Annotated in this window: 15 protein-coding genes and 3 pseudogenes; 10 read left to right on the top strand and 8 right to left on the bottom strand. The window is 54.7% G+C overall.

Going from position 1 to position 14754, the window contains the following annotated elements; all coding sequences use genetic code 11:
• Positions 1-11: 11 nt before the first annotated feature.
• Both maiA and KGB25_RS08360 read left to right on the top strand, forming a co-directional pair.
• The gene (gene maiA / locus KGB25_RS08365) at positions 12-647 is read left to right on the top strand and encodes a maleylacetoacetate isomerase (protein WP_223434772.1); all 636 of its coding nucleotides are present in this window, start codon (positions 12-14) and stop codon (positions 645-647) included.
• Positions 648-1124: 477 nt separating this feature from the next.
• Positions 1125-1286, top strand: a complete 162-nt coding sequence (locus KGB25_RS08360) for a hypothetical protein (RefSeq protein WP_223434771.1) — start codon at positions 1125-1127, stop codon at positions 1284-1286.
• A 140-nt stretch (positions 1287-1426) separates the two neighbouring features.
• Here KGB25_RS08360 and KGB25_RS08355 read toward each other — a convergent pair whose 3' ends face one another.
• A complete protein-coding gene (locus tag KGB25_RS08355; protein ID WP_008025317.1) occupies positions 1427-2230 on the bottom strand; it encodes a SirB1 family protein in 804 nt (267 codons plus the stop codon).
• Between the two features lie 172 nt (positions 2231-2402).
• On the opposite strand from KGB25_RS08355, the gene KGB25_RS08350 reads away from it, so the two are divergent.
• From KGB25_RS08350 to KGB25_RS08340, 3 genes are all read left to right on the top strand, one after another.
• On the top strand, positions 2403-3422 hold the full coding sequence (locus KGB25_RS08350; protein WP_008025318.1) for a Glu/Leu/Phe/Val dehydrogenase family protein: 1020 nt from the start codon (positions 2403-2405) through the stop codon (positions 3420-3422).
• Between the two features lie 159 nt (positions 3423-3581).
• Positions 3582-4355 carry a hypothetical protein gene (locus tag KGB25_RS08345; RefSeq protein ID WP_223434770.1) on the top strand — a complete coding sequence of 258 codons (774 nt, stop codon included), beginning with the start codon at positions 3582-3584 and terminating at the stop codon, positions 4353-4355.
• Positions 4352-4783: a hypothetical protein gene (locus KGB25_RS08340; protein ID WP_223434769.1), complete on the top strand. Its 432-nt coding sequence runs from the start codon at positions 4352-4354 to the stop codon at positions 4781-4783. The genes KGB25_RS08345 and KGB25_RS08340 overlap by 4 nt, the downstream gene beginning before the upstream one ends.
• A 164-nt stretch (positions 4784-4947) precedes the next feature.
• On the opposite strand, the pseudogene KGB25_RS08335 reads toward KGB25_RS08340, so the two are convergent.
• Positions 4948-5187 (bottom strand): annotated as a pseudogene (locus KGB25_RS08335) (YebG family protein); the annotation flags it as partial.
• A 358-nt stretch (positions 5188-5545) separates the two neighbouring features.
• Here KGB25_RS08335 and KGB25_RS08330 point away from each other — a divergent pair.
• Together KGB25_RS08330 and KGB25_RS08325 are read left to right on the top strand one after the other, a co-directional pair.
• A pseudogene (locus KGB25_RS08330) lies at positions 5546-5794 on the top strand (phosphate-starvation-inducible PsiE family protein); the annotation flags it as partial.
• A gap of 115 nt (positions 5795-5909) precedes the next feature.
• Positions 5910-6371, top strand: coding sequence for a phosphate-starvation-inducible protein PsiE (locus KGB25_RS08325; protein WP_223434768.1), 462 nt, complete (start codon positions 5910-5912; stop codon positions 6369-6371).
• An 83-nt stretch (positions 6372-6454) separates the two neighbouring features.
• On the opposite strand, the gene KGB25_RS08320 is transcribed toward KGB25_RS08325, so the two are convergent.
• The 3 genes from KGB25_RS08320 to KGB25_RS08310 all read right to left on the bottom strand — a co-directional run bounded on the left by KGB25_RS08320 (position 6455) and on the right by KGB25_RS08310 (position 9112).
• Positions 6455-7384: a hypothetical protein gene (locus KGB25_RS08320; protein ID WP_223434767.1), complete on the bottom strand. Its 930-nt coding sequence runs from the start codon at positions 7382-7384 to the stop codon at positions 6455-6457.
• Between the two features lie 40 nt (positions 7385-7424).
• Complete coding sequence (locus KGB25_RS08315; RefSeq protein WP_223434766.1) at positions 7425-7787, bottom strand: hypothetical protein; 363 nt, start codon at positions 7785-7787, stop codon at positions 7425-7427.
• Between the two features lie 128 nt (positions 7788-7915).
• The gene (locus KGB25_RS08310; protein WP_223434765.1) at positions 7916-9112 is read right to left on the bottom strand and encodes a hypothetical protein; all 1197 of its coding nucleotides are present in this window, start codon (positions 9110-9112) and stop codon (positions 7916-7918) included.
• 155 nt (positions 9113-9267) lie between these two features.
• Between KGB25_RS08310 and KGB25_RS08305 the strand changes: the two are divergent.
• Positions 9268-9537, top strand: a pseudogene (locus KGB25_RS08305) (phosphate-starvation-inducible protein PsiE); the annotation flags it as partial.
• Here the strand turns inward: KGB25_RS08305 and KGB25_RS08300 are convergent.
• The 3 genes from KGB25_RS08300 to KGB25_RS08290 form a co-directional block, all read right to left on the bottom strand.
• Positions 9534-9851: a DUF3509 domain-containing protein gene (locus tag KGB25_RS08300; RefSeq protein WP_008025323.1), complete on the bottom strand. Its 318-nt coding sequence runs from the start codon at positions 9849-9851 to the stop codon at positions 9534-9536. The pseudogene KGB25_RS08305 and the gene KGB25_RS08300 overlap by 4 nt on opposite strands.
• Before the next feature lie 275 nt (positions 9852-10126).
• Positions 10127-11428: an HAAAP family serine/threonine permease gene (locus KGB25_RS08295; protein WP_223434764.1), complete on the bottom strand. Its 1302-nt coding sequence runs from the start codon at positions 11426-11428 to the stop codon at positions 10127-10129.
• Positions 11429-11491: 63 nt separating this feature from the next.
• Complete coding sequence (locus KGB25_RS08290) at positions 11492-12868, bottom strand: L-serine ammonia-lyase (protein WP_223434763.1); 1377 nt, start codon at positions 12866-12868, stop codon at positions 11492-11494.
• A gap of 135 nt (positions 12869-13003) precedes the next feature.
• Here KGB25_RS08290 and KGB25_RS08285 point away from each other — a divergent pair, with 135 nt between their 5' ends.
• Together KGB25_RS08285 and KGB25_RS08280 are read left to right on the top strand one after the other, a co-directional pair.
• On the top strand, positions 13004-13951 hold the full coding sequence (locus KGB25_RS08285) for a LysR substrate-binding domain-containing protein (RefSeq protein ID WP_008025326.1): 948 nt from the start codon (positions 13004-13006) through the stop codon (positions 13949-13951).
• A gap of 213 nt (positions 13952-14164) precedes the next feature.
• Positions 14165-14572, top strand: a complete 408-nt coding sequence (locus tag KGB25_RS08280; protein WP_008025327.1) for an HPF/RaiA family ribosome-associated protein — start codon at positions 14165-14167, stop codon at positions 14570-14572.
• The last annotated feature ends 182 nt before the right edge of the window (positions 14573-14754 follow it).

The raw sequence follows: 14754 nt of genomic DNA, 5'->3' as shown, positions 1-14754 counted from the left end.
AGGAACGGGTCATGGAACTCTATACCTACTACCGTTCGACCTCGTCTTACCGGGTGCGTATCGCCTTGGCGTTGAAGGGCCTGGATTACCGGGCGTTGCCGATCAACCTGATCGCGCCGCCGGGCGGTGAGCATCGCCAGCCAGCGTATCTGGCGATCAATCCGCAAGGCCGGGTGCCGGCCTTGCGCACCGACGAAGGCGAGTTGCTGATCCAGTCACCGGCGATCATCGAGTACCTGGAGGAACGTTATCCACAGGTGCCGCTGCTGTCCAAAGACCTCGCCGCTCGCGCGCATGAACGCGGTGTGGCGGCGGTGATTGGCTGCGACGTGCATCCGCTGCACAACGTCAGCGTGCTCAACAGGCTGCGGCAGTTGGGCCACGATGAACCGCAGGTGGTCGAGTGGATCGGGCACTGGATCAGCCAAGGGCTGGCGACGGTGGAACAGTTGATTGGTGATGAAGGTTATTGCTTCGGCGCTGAACCGGGGCTGGCGGATGTGTACCTGATTCCGCAGCTGTACGCGGCTGAACGTTTCAACATTTCGCTGGAGGCATACCCACGGATTCGTCGAGTGGCGACGCTGGCCGCGACGCATCCAGCGTTCATGAAAGCGCACCCGGCCAATCAGCCAGACACTCCTTGAAAACATCACACCGCCCCCTGTAGGAGCAAGCTTGCTCGCGATGAACGATAACGCGGTGTTCCTGACTGACCGCGGCGTCTCAATCGCCAGCAAGCCGGCTCCTACAGGTTCAAATACCGCACAATTCCCTGTAGGAGCGAAGCTTGCTCGCGAAGAACTATAACGCGTTGTTCCTGATGGACCGCGGCGTTTGAATCGCCAGCAAGCTGGCTCCTACAGGGTCAAATACCGCGCAGTTTTTTGTAGGAGCCGGCTTGCCGGCGATGAACGATAACGCGGTGTTCCTGACGGACCGCGGCGTTTGAATCGCCAGCAAGCTGGCTCCTACAGGTTCAATTACCGCACAGTTTTTTGTAGGAGCCGGCTTGCCGGCGATGAACGATAACGCGGTGTTCCTGACGGACCGCGGCGTTTGAATCGCCAGCAAGCCGGCTCCTACAGGTTCAAATACCGCACAATTCCCTGTAGGAGCGAAGCTTGCTCGCGAAGAACGATAACGCGGTGTTCCTGATGGACCGCGGCGTATCAATCGCCAGCAAGCTGGCTCCTACAGGGTCAAATACCGCGCAGTTTTTTGTAGGAGCCGGCTTGCCGGCGATGAACGATAACGCGGTATTCCTGACTGACCGTGGCGTTTGAATCGCCAGCAAGCCGGCTCCTACAGGGGCAAATACCGCACAGTTTTTTGTAGGAGCCGGCTTGCCGGCGATGAACGATAACGCGGTATTCCTGACTGACCGTGGCGTTTGAATCGCCAGCAAGCCGGCTCCTACAGGTGTTCAGTGGACGATTGAGTTGGGGGGCAGGTGGCCGAGTCGTTCGGTCAGGCGGATCCGCTGGATAGGGTCGTCGCTGAGCAGCAGCGCATGCTCCAGATCGAAACGCTCGGCGTTCGGGCAGTCCAGCCGCTGGTAAAGGCTGGCCCGGGCCAGGTAATCGGAGGCGCTGGCGTTGCCCAGTTCCAGCACGCGTTCGGCGTCGATCAACGCGCCAATGTAGTCATCGTGGGAAAGGTGCAACTGGCGCAGGTTGCGTGACAACCGCTGGAGCATTTGCACCGGCTCGGCCGTCAGCAAATGTTCGGCGCTGAGTTTCATGTTCGGACCGTACTGGCGTTGCAGCAGTTCCCGGCAATCGTTGGGGTACAACCGTCGACCGCCGCAAGGGTCCAGCAGGTGATCGGCCCCCGGAACCCGCAGCAGGAAATGCCCTGGGAAGTTGACCCCGACCAAGGGAATTTCCAGGCCTCTGGCCAGTTCCAGCGCAATCAGGCCCAGGGCCAATGGCTGGCCACGTCGGCGCTCCAGCACTTTGTCGAGCAAGGCCACTTGCGGTCGCAATGGCGTGAAATCGTCCTGGGCGTATCCCAGATCATTCAGGCGTCGCAACAGCGGCTGGGCCAGCTCGCTGACCGGCAACATCGGCAAGCCGTAACTGACGCGTTGTTGCAGGTCCTTGAAATTTGCCAGTACCGCCTGCGGATCCACCTCTTTATCGTGCTCGACGGCAATCCACAGCGCCGCTTCGAACAGCGCGGGCGGTGATCGTTGCAGGCAGTCGAAAAAGCGTTGGCGGGGCGTCATCAAAATCTCCGGGACATGCCTCGTTTTAGCCTCCCCTGCGGCATTCGTCCAGTGCCGCGCAGGTTATGTCCGAAAGCCTGAATGGCGGCGCCGCTTATTCCGGTGCGCTTCTGCAAATTTTGGGCGCAAGCCTATACTGGCGACTACAAGAAGTGATTCGGGAGCCCTTACGATGTTCGCTCTCATGCAAAGCACTCGCCTTGAATCGCTGCATCTGAGCGTCGACTCGGTCACCGGGTTGAAGGCGGTCATTGCTATTCATAACAGCCGTCTGGGGCCTGCCCTGGGCGGGTGTCGTTACCTTGCCTATCCAAGCGACGAGTCCGCGGTCGAGGATGCCATTCGCCTGGCTCAAGGCATGAGTTACAAGGCGGCACTGGCCGGCCTGGCTCAGGGTGGCGGCGTGGCGGTGATTGTTCGACCGGTCCATGTGGAAAACCGCGCCGCGTTGTTCGAAGCGTTCGGGCGCTGCATCAATCAGCTCGACGGGCGCTACATCACGGCCATCGACAGCGGCACCTCAGTGGCGGACATGGATTGCATCGCCCAACAGACCCAGCACGTCACCAGCACCACTTCGGCGGGCGACCCGGCGCCTCACGCGGCGATGGGCGTATTCACCGGCATTCGTGCCACCGCCATGGCTCGCCTGGGCAGCGACAACCTCGAAGGCCTGCGCGTGGCCATTCAAGGCCTGGGCAATGTCGGTTATGCCTTGGCCGAGCAGTTACACGCTGCCGGTGCCGAACTGCTGGTCAGCGACATCGATCACGGCAAGGTGCAATTGGCGATGGAGCAACTCGGCGCTCACCCGATTGCCAACGAGGCGTTGCTCAGCACGCCTTGCGACATTCTCGCGCCGTGCGGCCTCGGCGGTGTGCTCAACAGCAATACCGTCACGCAACTGCGATGCTCGGCGGTGGCCGGTTCGGCGAATAACCAACTGACTCATCTGGATGTCGCGGATCAACTGGAACGGCGAGGCATTCTTTATGCGCCGGATTATGTGATCAATGCCGGCGGGCTGATCTACGTGTCGCTCAAACACCGTGGCGAAGAGCTGACGACCATCACCGCGCACTTGTCGAAAATCAGCTCACGGCTGACCGAAGTGTTCGCCCATGCCCAGGCTGAGAAACGTTCCCCCGCCCGTGTGGCGGACGAGTTGGCAGAGAAAGTCTTGTACCGGTGAAGGCTCGCCGCGCCCTTCACTTCGCTGGCAAATTCTAAAGACCTGACTACGCTGCAAGCGGGATGGCGCAACGCCACCCGCCCGGTTGATGAGGGCCTGCCAGCGTCTGGGGCAATCATGACTGGCGCACTGCTTTTTCGTGATTTCAAGGAGCGAATCATGTCTTCCAGTTCTTCTCTCACCTGCAATTTCACGATCAACTCCAGCCTTGATATTGGCGTGTCGTTTGTCAGCGACGATAACGGCGCCAATTACGGCGGGCAGATCACTATTTTCACCCCCGGCACCGCAGGTCCGGTGAGCACCGGTTTATGGGACAACGACGGCAACGTCTTCTTCACCCTCTACCAGTCTGAAAACCCGGCCATCAACTGCGTTATCAATTCGGGATCGACGCCCGGTACCTGGGACCCCTACGTGGAGGTCGCCCAGCAAAATGGCCTGATCTGCACCATCACCGGCCCGGTGCAGCAACCCGGTGAAAACACGTTTGGTTATACCCTCAATGTCGCGCAGGGCACGGGCGTTGGTCAGGGCGCCGTTACGGGACAGGCAGCAGGATCGCCGACGCCGCAACACGTTGCGCGAATGATGCTGCCTGCCGGCGGCAAAGAGGCGTGGACGCTGATCATGCAGGGCAATACCCCGGTGCCCGACGAAATCAGTGTTGGCTCGCCGGTCGTCATGGCATGGGCGCGGTTTGACGACGGGACGCAGGTCGCCGGCGGTGTCTACAAATCGGCCACCCCGACAGACTACAACGTCAAGTTCATGTGGGTGCTGGACGCCGACGGTAATCAGTACCCCGGTTGGCCCATCGATGTCAGCGATCACGAGGACTTCCTCAACAATGGCTACCTGTTTTCACTGACGCCTGACAGTGAAGAGGTCTACCTGTTGAACGTCGTTGAACGGCCATGGGTGAAATCATGAGCACTTCTTACACCTTCTCCGTCAGCCTGTTCGACGCGAGCGCCAACCCGAACGGGTTGCAGGTTTGGCAGAGCGGCACGTTGACGTTCGACACCGATTCGGTGACGGGCGCATTGGCGCTACCGGATTTCTACCAGGATCCGATCCCGTACGAGGGAAGCACCGTATCGCCAGCAACGTTGGCGGGCACGATCATCGAGGCCTCGGGCAAAAGTGCCGAGGCACAGATCACCTTCACGGTGACCTATAACTTTGATGGTTTCCTTTACAACGGTAGCTATGTCGGCGGTTTGATCAGTGTGCTCGACTACGCTGCGCAAGAAACGTATCTCTACGTCATCCAGGGACTTTCTCCGCAGTCGCCATGGGGTGCGTCAATACGTGGAAGCTCGACAGCTGCAGACGAGCGAACGCCGCGAACGGTTTGAGCCGCGTTTTTCGCAGGCATGAAAAAGGCCCTGAGTCATTCGACTCAGGGCCTGTTCAATTCGGCTGTTGCTTACTTCGGCGTTTTAGCGGCTTTGGCTGGCTTGGTCGGCTCAGCTGTTTCTGCCACTTCAACCTGTTCTGCGACTTCAACAGGCGCGCTCAGCAGCTCGGACAACGCATCCGGCTGGCTCTTGAACGCCTTGGCGAACACATCGCGATTCTTCGCCATGTAGATCCCGGCTTCTTCCACTTGCTGCTCGGTCAGGGACGGAACGGCTTTTTGCAACACTTCAGCCAGCAATTCGGCCAGTTCGAGCATTTTGTCATGACGGTCAGCTTCGGCTTTATCCATGAACAAGCGCTCCAGATCTCGGCTGCTGCGGTATACCACTTCGACGGCCATTCACCACCTCACATGCCTTCACGATAGTTGTCTGTTTCGACCACTGTGTTTTTATACAGCGAAAAGGATAAGCGAATCCCTGCGCTTTGGGTAGTGGCTTTTTAATGTAGACCGAAATCAGCGTTTGTTCAGTTGAATCGTGGCGTTCCCTTCGCGGGCAAGCCTCGCTCCTACAGATAATACCGACCCTGTAGGAGCGAGGCTTGCCCGCGAAGGCGCCCGTCCAGACACCACAAAAGTGTCCAATAACAGCCCATTGCCATCTTACCCATCAACCTCTGGCCTTTTTTCTGCATGCAGAACAACCGTCACGTCCAACCGGCATCATCCGCTCGAACCGAGCTAAGGAAGAATCATCGTGAAAATCAACTGGGCCGAGAACCTGCGGCAGAACGTGCACCAACTGGCCGAATCCCTGGGCAATCTGTTCGTCGAGACCTTCCACTACCTGGCGTTGTTCGCCATCGGTGCGGTAACCGCGTGGGCGGCGGTGATGGAGTTTCTGGGGATGATCGAAGCGGGGCACATCAAGATCGACGACATCTTGCTGCTGTTCATCTACCTCGAATTGGGCGCGATGGTCGGGATTTACTTCAAGACCAATCACACGTTACTAACACTCGAAATAAAATCAAAACCCAGCCAAAACGGGCTTCTGGCTGCCTGACCCTGTGCTTTGCGTTTCTTCGTCTTGGTGTTGCATCTGATTGGAGCGGTGGAAAATGGATAACCTGAATTGGGCTGACAAGCTCCGCAAAAACCTTCATTGCTCGGCTGATTCTCTGGGGAATCTGTGTGTTGAGGCTTTCCATTATCTAGCCCTGTTTGGTATTGGAGCTATCACCGCCTACGCTGCCGTTGTCACCTTTATTAGGATGCTAAGCGAAGGCAGTGTTAGCGTTGACGACATCCTTTTGCTATTCATTTACCTAGAGTTAGGGGCGATGGTAGGTATTTATTTTAAAACAAATCATATGCCAATCAGGTTTCTTCTTTATGTTGCTATTACTGCTTTAACAAGATTGTTGATTGGTGATGTGTCACACCATAAAGATCCAGATGCTGGACTTTTGTATGTTTGTGGTGGGATTTTATTACTTGCCTTTTCGATTTTTGTTGTCCGTTTTGCATCCTTTAAATACCCCTCGACAAAAGCGATAGATTCAAGTGGGAAAGAAATTTAAGGTCTTGGTAGGGGATGGTATTTAAGGATTTTCCCCCTGATATCACCGCCTTTGGTAAAAGGGTCATAATAGGGGGTGTAATTTTAGTTTTTTAGTTTGCTGGCTGTGTTGATGTACTCGGATACAAAGTTTCTGAAAATATTAAGCTCTAGATCCGAGATGAAGAAAAACTTACCAAGTTTAATTTTTTTACCATCAAAAAGCTGATCTGTGTCGATCATAACGGAGCTAAGTATAAGTGATGATGGGTCGTTGGGGGTGTGGAATGCTTCTCTGAAGTGCTTTTTAAATATTTCTGAATCTCTCGTTAGCTCTGTTTTGTTTTTTGTTGCGATCATTCCGTGCGTGTGAGAGTAAGTGTTCCGTATTGATGCGAAAAGTCTCCAAATTGAATCGGAAAGATTTATGTCTATTTTGTGATCTTCAGCCATTGTTTTGGCGATTTCTGGATGTTGCTCATTCAGCTCTTTTATTAAATTTGATGTGTATGCTTTAGGTTTGGATAATATATCTTTTAAGGTGCTTTCTGTAATGCTAAATAAAAACATGAACTCCCATACGTTTAAAAAACCCTTCACGATGTCATACCAATCCTCAGTGTCTGCAGTTTTGGATATTTCATCTAGGTTGATTTCGATATTTCTTTCGAGATAGCCGCCAGTGTTAACGCCACTGCATATAAGCATGTGATTAATTTTTTCGGCTTGTTTTTTGAAATTATCAATTATTTCGTTTATAAAATTTTTTATATCTTTCGAATATAGCTTTTCATGGTTAATCGTATAGTGGCCTTGGTTTAGCTCAGAAGGGGTGATTATTTTTTCTTCTAGCAACTCTTCGTGCAGGCTTTCTAGCATGCCATTTTTTTGTACTATTTCAATGAAGCTGGTTAAATAGGATAGCAAGACGTTATTTACAAGTTGTGACATGTAGAATGAACTGTGGTAGGACTTATACCAGTCTGGGGACTCTGCTGTTGGTGCTTCAAGGGTTGGAATGTAACTGTGCAACATTATTGAGTTCCTAGTTGTTAGCAGGCTGTTGTCTTGTCGGTTAGGTGTCCCAGTCGCGTGCTCTAGCTTTATTTTTTCCTTCAAGGTTTTTTATAAAGCTAGAGTTGATGTGGATAACACTTAGTATTGCGGATATTTGTAGTCCGCTGAAAAAAACAAGAAGGAATTGCATTACAGTTAGGGTGATTTCTTGCGTTTTTAGTCCGAATCCTTCGTAGAAGCTAACAAATAGCATTCCAATTAGGGCAAAGGCCATAGATAAAGCGGATTGAACGATTACTCCGACAATGATTTTCAGCCTTGTAGTGTCTCCACCACTAGAGCTGAAGTCAGCATTAACAAGGTTATCCCCCTTCAAAGTTCTAAGAACGTTAGGGTATAGAAAGGCAATCCATATGCTCATTATGGTGAATACCGCCCCTGACACTCCCACAAGGAGGCCTAGAGTGGATGATACTGTTTCAAATTTCAGATGCCACCCACAGAGTATTGATGCTATGGATGGTAAAAGGCAAAGTAATATAATAATCATTAGGCCATCGCTACATCTGATGGTTCGATTTCTTCATTTGTTGATGGTTTTTTATTGATGCTAGAAATTGTTTGTAAATAGTTGGAGCGGTTTCCTGCCAGTGTGTTGTATAGCAAGACTGCGGAATAGGTTTCTCCGCTTTTAGGTAACATGACTCGCTCGACTAGTCTATGTTTTTTAATAGAGGTTTTGTTCTCGTTCTCATCAATGAATATTACGTCTGCCCAACCGTCTTCTGGGAAGTCGGAAGAATATTTCATGAAATCTTGCATTTGCTCGTAGGTTGGTGTGGCCTCGAGCTTTACCTCAACTCTTCTTTTACCGAGGTCGCTATCCTCGTCATGGGTTTCTGGACCAAAAAACTGGCCCATCATTCTTTGGATGAAATCAAATATTTCATTGTTAGCTTTATCCAAGGTTAGCATTGTTTTTTGAGATTTTTTATTTTCTTGTTGGATAATCTCAGAACTCACTACGACTTCATTTCTGAGAAGGACATGCTTTGTCGTTTCGCAAATTTTCTTGAGATAAGCTTCGCTGGTTTTAAATTCTTTTATTTTTTTAGAAAATCGATATAGAAGGCTGTAGTCTTCTGGAGCACTTTCTGAGCTGAAGTAGATTGTAGTTGCTGAATCGCTAGGCTGGCGTTTGTTGTGGTTGTCTATTTTCAAACGATATCTAACGCAATAGTTGATCCATTTTTGCATTAAGTCAGAGTCGCATTTTGAGTCTTCGAATTTTACTGAAATTACTAGATTTGAGTCAGGAATTATCCAGTAATAGCAAGGGTGTCCCCAGACGACATCATCCCCGGTATCCATCGAATTGTTGCTTATGTACCCAATTGGCTCTCCTTTTTCATTTAGTCGGAGTCCTCGATAACTTTTGGAATCGCTTGGGTCATGCTTCCACAATGTTAGAAGGAAATCACCATTTTCAAATTCGTGAATCTCTCTGCAATAACACATTATGGATGCTTCGCCAGATTCACCATGCTCTGCCCAAGGTGAAGTTTCTTTAAAACGTCTAGAGTTAACCCATGCTTTGATACTTCTAAGGACTAGGGATGTTTCCAATCCAAAGCTTTTTGACTTTATTTCACCGTCGGTTTTTTTCTGAGTTCGATAAAGGCCGCTTTCTATGATTTCAAAGAAATTCAAATAGCCGTAGTTTGTATCTTTTTTTATAGCTGACATCCATTTCTCTCTGCATGATCGTTATTTCTGCAAGCTCTAGTTTGCGGGCTGGCATTTGATTGGTGGCTCTGTGCCATGATAGGTGCAAGCAGGGGAATGTCAATCAGCCGAAAGCGGGGGAGCGGACTCTAAGTATTCATGAATGGGCTAGACAATACTTCAAGACCAATCACATGCCGGTGCGTTTCCTGATCTACGTGGCGATCACCGCGCTGACGCGGTTGTTGATCTCCAACGTCTCGCACCACAATCCGCCGGACCTGGGCATCATTTACCTGTGCGGCGGGATTCTGCTGCTGGCGTTTGCGATTCTGGTGGTGCGTTACGCCTCGTCGCAATTCCCTTCGGTGAAGATCGAACACCCGCAACGCAAGACCGGTGCGGGTTCCAGTGAGCATCCCGAAGTGGAGAAGGGCGAGATTTAAAACCGCATGGCGGGGCGCGGGTGGGCTTTAGTCGATGGCGGCGGCGGGGTGCGATTGTCGCTGTCGGTCATGGCTTCGAGGATGGTCATTGCGCTGTGACCCTGCTCGATGGCGATGCCGAATTGAATACTTTGCACCAGGCGTTTGAGGCGCTTGGGGTCATTGCGTTGTTCGGCGCTGATCATTCGCTTGGCCACGACGCGGCCGCTGTTGGAGAGGGTCAGCATGATGCTGCCGTCCAGCCCCTGAATGCTCAGGTTGATCTGGTAATCCGGTGCAAAGGCATCGGTGATGAGCTGAAAAGGGTTGTCCATGATGCGTCACCGCCTGATTGAACGTGCAGTAGTTGACCGGCCATGATCGGGTTGGTTCGCAACACCGGACCATCGGCCTGTCGCTCGCTGAGGTTTTCAAACATCCTTTTTGCCTCGTCAGGGATGTAGCAAGGGGCATGCCGGAAAGATTGTCGAACAATGTAGGAGCGAGCTTGCTCGCGATGGTCGTCAACGATAACGCGTGTTTACCGGGTAAACGTGGCGCTCTCGAGACCATCGCGAGCAGGCTCGCTCCTACAAGAACTTTGCCCGTTTCAGGGCATGAATGAGTAGATGATCGCAGACAGTGCAATCAGACCGATCAACACCACGAACACGTTCGACGCCTGGCCCGAATACTGGCGCAAAGCCGGCACGCGACGGATGGCGTACATCGGCATCAGGAACAACAGGCACGCAATGATCGGCCCGCCGAGGGTTTCGATCATGCCGAGGATGCTCGGGTTGAAAGTGGCCACGGCCCAGCAGCTGAGGATCATGAACAGCGCAGTGATGCGGTTCAGCCAGCTCGCCGACATCACCCGGCCACGGCCACGCAGGCTTTTCACGATCAGGCCCTGAAAGCCTTCGCTGGCGCCGATGTAATGGCCGAGGAAGGATTTGGTGATCGCCACCAGCGCAATCAGCGGCGCGGCGTAGGCAATGACCGGGGTCTGGAAGTGGTTGGCCAGGTACGACAGGATCGAGATGTTCTGTGCCTTCGCCGCCGCCAGATCAGCCGGGGACAGGGCCAACACGCAGCTGAAACAGAAGAACATCACGGTCACCACCATCATCCCGTGGGCAATGGCGAGGATGCCGCTGCTCTTGCGCTCGGCCTGCTCGCCGTACCGCTGCTTCTGATCGACAGCGAAGGCGGAGATGATCGGCGAATGGTTGAACGAAAACACCATCACCGGGATCGCCAGCCACAGCGTTTTGAAGAACAGCGGCATCGGCATGCCGTCACCGGCGGTGGCGAAGAACGCGCCGTTCCAGTTCGGAATCAGACTGATGCCGAGCAGCAGCAACGCCGCGACGAACGGGTAAACCAGCACGCTCATGCATTTGACGATGACGCCCTGGCCGCAGCGCACAATCGCCATCAAACCAAGGATCAGCCCCAGAGACAGCACCGCCCGAGGTGGCGGGGCGATGTGCAACTGGTGCTCCATGAAACTGCTGAGGGTGTTGGTCAGCGCCACGCTGTACACCAGCAGAATCGGGAAGATCGCGAAAAAATACAGCAGCGTGATCAGCTTGCCGGCACCGATGCCGAAGTGTTCTTCCACCACTTCAGTGATGTCCCCGGAGCGCCCCGACAGCACGAAGCGAGTCAGGCCGCGGTGGGCGAAGAAGGTCATTGGAAACGCCAGCACCGCCAGGATCAGCAGCGGCCAGAAGCCACCCACGCCAGCGTTGATCGGCAGGAACAGCGTGCCGGCGCCAATCGCCGTGCCGTAGAGGCCCAGCATCCAGGTGGTGTCGTGTTTGCTCCAGCCCTTGTGGGCTGTTTCTGTATTGCGTGTCAGGTCTACAGCAGGATTATCGGCAGCAGGTGTACGTACATCGGTCATCGTTATTGGCCTCGTTATTATTCTTGCTCGGGCTCACGTGTTGCGGACGGTCGGGAATGCTCCTCAGCACTCCACCCAGCTGACAGCCAGGCCGCCCCGTGAAGTCTCTTTGTATTTGTCGTGCATGTCGGCGCCTGTATCGCGCATGGTGCGGATCACCCGGTCCAGGGAAATGAAGTGTTTGCCGTCGCCGCGCAGGGCCATTTGCGTGGCGTTGATCGCCTTCACGGCCGCGATGGCGTTGCGCTCGATACACGGCACTTGCACCAGGCCGCCGACCGGGTCGCAGGTCAGGCCCAGGTTGTGTTCCAGGCCGATTTCGGCGGCGTTTTCCAGTTGCTCGGGCGTGGCGCCCAGTACGTCGGCCAGACCGGCGGCGGCCATGGCGCACGCCGAACCGACTTCGCCCTGGCAGCCGACTTCGGCGCCGGAGATCGAGGCGTTTTTTTTACAGAGAATGCCTACGGCCGCGGCGCCCAAAAAGAACGCAACGACGTCGTCGTCCGACGCGTCCGGGTTGAATTTCATGTAGTAGTGCAGGACGGCGGGAATGATCCCGGCCGCGCCGTTGGTAGGCGCGGTGACCATCCGTCCGCCGGCGGCGTTTTCTTCGTTCACGGCGAGGGCAAACAGGTTCACCCATTCCATCGCCGACAGTGTCGAAGTGATGACATTCGGCTTGCCGATTTCCAACAGGCTGCGGTGCAATTTCGCTGCGCGGCGCGGAACATTCAGACCGCCGGGCAGGATGCCTTCGTGGCGTAAACCCTGCTCGACGCACTCGCGCATCACCGACCAGATGTGCAGCAAGCCCTGACGGATTTCGGCTTCGCTGCGCCAGGCCCGTTCGTTGGCCATCATCAACTCGGAAACCCGCAGGCCATGCTGATTGCAGAGCTTGAGCAATTCGGCGGCGCTGGAAAAATCATACGGCAGCACCACGTCGCTGGTCGGCGCGATGCCGGACTCGGCTTCGGCCGCTTCAATGATGAAACCGCCGCCGATCGAGTAATACGTTTGTTCTGACAATTCGCCAGTGTCGCCGAAGGCTGTCAGCGACATGGCGTTGGGGTGGTAGGGCAGGCTCTCGTCGAGCAGCAGGAGATCGCGTTGCCAGTTGAAGGCGATTGTTTTTTTGCCGGCGAGATTCAGTTCGCCGGTATCGAGCAGCGTTTTGATGCGGCTGTCGATGCTGGTCGGGTCGATGCTGTCTGGCCATTCGCCCATCAGGCCCATGACGCAGGCGCGGTCGGTGGCGTGGCCGACGCCGGTGGCGGAAAGGGAGCCGTACAGGCGGATTTCCACTCGGCGTACGGCGTCCAGCAAATGCTGGTCAATCAGTGCCTGGGCAAAGGTCGCGGCGGCGCGCATCGGGCCGACGGTGTGAGAACTGGACGGACCGATGCCGACTTTGAAAAGATCAAAAACACTGATAGCCATGCTAAAGCCTATACAAGCAATGGAAGAGAAATCGCTGCCATTTTTGTAGGACAAGCGCAATGTCGGCGATACTGCCTACCTCGGTCCTACGTGACCAACGAAACTTCCTAAGACAGCCTTTAGCAGGACTAAACAATGAGTCGCCAATTGCACGCCCAGACTTACGTCTGGCTGCACGTGTTTTCCTGTGCCGCGCGGCACTTGTCCTTCACCCGTTGCGCCGAAGAACTGCACATCACGCCGGGGGCGGTCAGTCAGCAAATCCGACAACTGGAAGAACGGCTGGGGTTTCGACTGTTCCACCGGCGTGCCCGGGGCGTGGAGTTGAGCGCGCAAGGCCAGCGACTGGCCATTACGGTCAACGAGGCTTACGGCAGCATCGACGCGGAATTGCGACGACTGGATGCGGGAATGATCAGCGGGATTTTGCGGGTGCGGTCGATTCCATCGTTCCTGAGCAAATGGCTGACCCCGCGTCTGCCGCGCTTGCAGCAGCGTTTTCCGGACATTCAGTTACGCCTGGTGGCCGAGGACAGCAGCGTGCCGTTGCACGAGGGCGACTTTGACCTGGCCATCGACCTGAACGACGGCAGCTACCCTGGCTTGTTATCCACAACCTTGCTCGACGAACAGATTTTCCCGGTCTGTGCGCCGAGTCTGTTGCGCGGACGGCCGCCGTTGCATGGCCCGGCAGACCTGTCGCACTTTCCGCTGTTGCACGACATTACGGCCTGGCGCGGCAGCTACGAGTACGCGGAGTGGGAGTTCTACCTCAACGCCATCGGTTTCGAAGGCGCGGACGTGCGGCGCGGGCACACGTTCAATCGCAATCACCTGACCATCGAAGCGGCGATTGCCGGCATGGGCGTGGCGATTGCGCGGCGAACGCTGTTGAACGATGAGCTGGAGCGCGGGACGTTGATTGTGCCGTTCGGGTTGGCGGTGCCCAATCACAAACGTTATGTGCTGCTTTACGCGCCGGGGGCGCTGAGCCATCCGGGCGTGCGCGCGGTGCATGACTGGCTGGTAGAGGAGGCGGGTGTTTTTCGCAGCCTGCACCCGCTGGCGGAGCGGCAGATGTGAGTAATTATGACAAAGAAGTGAAGCGACCCAACTCCCGACCTTAACAGCGCTTTTGCTCCTTGTCCGGCTTTTTTTGCGTATGAAAATTTATCTTTTTTCAGGGGTTGAATTGTTCGTCGTACAGACCGATTGTGTAACCAAGAGGTCACGGTGATGACGCCCAAGGGCCAGCCGAGGGGCCTCTCGCGAGCTAGCTGAAATAAGGGATGAACTATGCAAATCCAAGTCAACAGCGATAACCATATTCAAAGCAGCATCCGACTGGAGGAGTGGGTACGTACTACCATTGAGAGCACGCTCGAACGTTATGAAGAGGACCTGACACGCGTCGAGGTCCATCTGCGGGACGAGAACGGCGACAAGCCCGGTCCCCATGATTTGCGCTGTCAGCTGGAAGCGCGGCCAAAAGGCCACCAACCGATTTCTGTCACCCATAAAGCCGAAAACCTGGAACTGGCGATCGACGGTGCGGCTGAAAAACTCGAACATGCACTGGAACATCTGTTCGGCAAACTGCGGGGCAAACCACGTGCCGCTGTGGTGCCGTTTGAGAGGCGTGCAGCCGATGCGCTGCTGGAAGACGAGTTTCTCGAGAATGAACAGGCTGCACAAAACGGCTGACGCCTGATTTAACGTCCCAACGAAAAACGGGCCTGCATTGCAGGCCCGTTGTTGTTTGTGCCGATTATCGCAGCGCCGCGATTCCTTGTAGGAGCGTGGCTTGCCCGCGAAGGCGGTGTGTCAGTTACATAGATTTCTGCCGAAATAGTGCTTTCGCGGGCAAGCCTCGCTCCTACAGGGGT

Origin of the sequence: Pseudomonas sp. BF-RE-21 (genome assembly GCF_019947305.1) — a bacterium.
GTDB lineage: Bacteria > Pseudomonadota > Gammaproteobacteria > Pseudomonadales > Pseudomonadaceae > Aquipseudomonas > Aquipseudomonas migulae.
Note: the sequence above shows the minus strand (reverse complement) of the source record. Positions and strands in the feature narration are given on the sequence as shown.

Excerpts from the sequence above, each read along its gene's own strand:
- maiA (WP_223434772.1), top strand. The coding sequence starts at position 12 with ATGGAACTCTATACCTACTACCGTTCGACCTCGTCTTACCGGGTGCGT.
- KGB25_RS08355 (WP_008025317.1), bottom strand. The coding sequence starts at position 2,230 with ATGACGCCCCGCCAACGCTTTTTCGACTGCCTGCAACGATCACCGCCC.
- KGB25_RS08350 (WP_008025318.1), top strand. The coding sequence starts at position 2,403 with ATGTTCGCTCTCATGCAAAGCACTCGCCTTGAATCGCTGCATCTGAGC.
- KGB25_RS08345 (WP_223434770.1), top strand. The coding sequence starts at position 3,582 with ATGTCTTCCAGTTCTTCTCTCACCTGCAATTTCACGATCAACTCCAGC.
- KGB25_RS08340 (WP_223434769.1), top strand. The coding sequence starts at position 4,352 with ATGAGCACTTCTTACACCTTCTCCGTCAGCCTGTTCGACGCGAGCGCC.
- KGB25_RS08325 (WP_223434768.1), top strand. The coding sequence starts at position 5,910 with ATGGATAACCTGAATTGGGCTGACAAGCTCCGCAAAAACCTTCATTGC.
- KGB25_RS08320 (WP_223434767.1), bottom strand. The coding sequence starts at position 7,384 with ATGTTGCACAGTTACATTCCAACCCTTGAAGCACCAACAGCAGAGTCC.
- KGB25_RS08315 (WP_223434766.1), bottom strand. The coding sequence starts at position 7,787 with ATGAGCATATGGATTGCCTTTCTATACCCTAACGTTCTTAGAACTTTG.
- KGB25_RS08310 (WP_223434765.1), bottom strand. The coding sequence starts at position 9,112 with ATGTCAGCTATAAAAAAAGATACAAACTACGGCTATTTGAATTTCTTT.
- KGB25_RS08300 (WP_008025323.1), bottom strand. The coding sequence starts at position 9,851 with ATGGACAACCCTTTTCAGCTCATCACCGATGCCTTTGCACCGGATTAC.
- KGB25_RS08295 (WP_223434764.1), bottom strand. The coding sequence starts at position 11,428 with ATGACCGATGTACGTACACCTGCTGCCGATAATCCTGCTGTAGACCTG.
- KGB25_RS08290 (WP_223434763.1), bottom strand. The coding sequence starts at position 12,868 with ATGGCTATCAGTGTTTTTGATCTTTTCAAAGTCGGCATCGGTCCGTCC.
- KGB25_RS08285 (WP_008025326.1), top strand. The coding sequence starts at position 13,004 with ATGAGTCGCCAATTGCACGCCCAGACTTACGTCTGGCTGCACGTGTTT.
- KGB25_RS08280 (WP_008025327.1), top strand. The coding sequence starts at position 14,165 with ATGCAAATCCAAGTCAACAGCGATAACCATATTCAAAGCAGCATCCGA.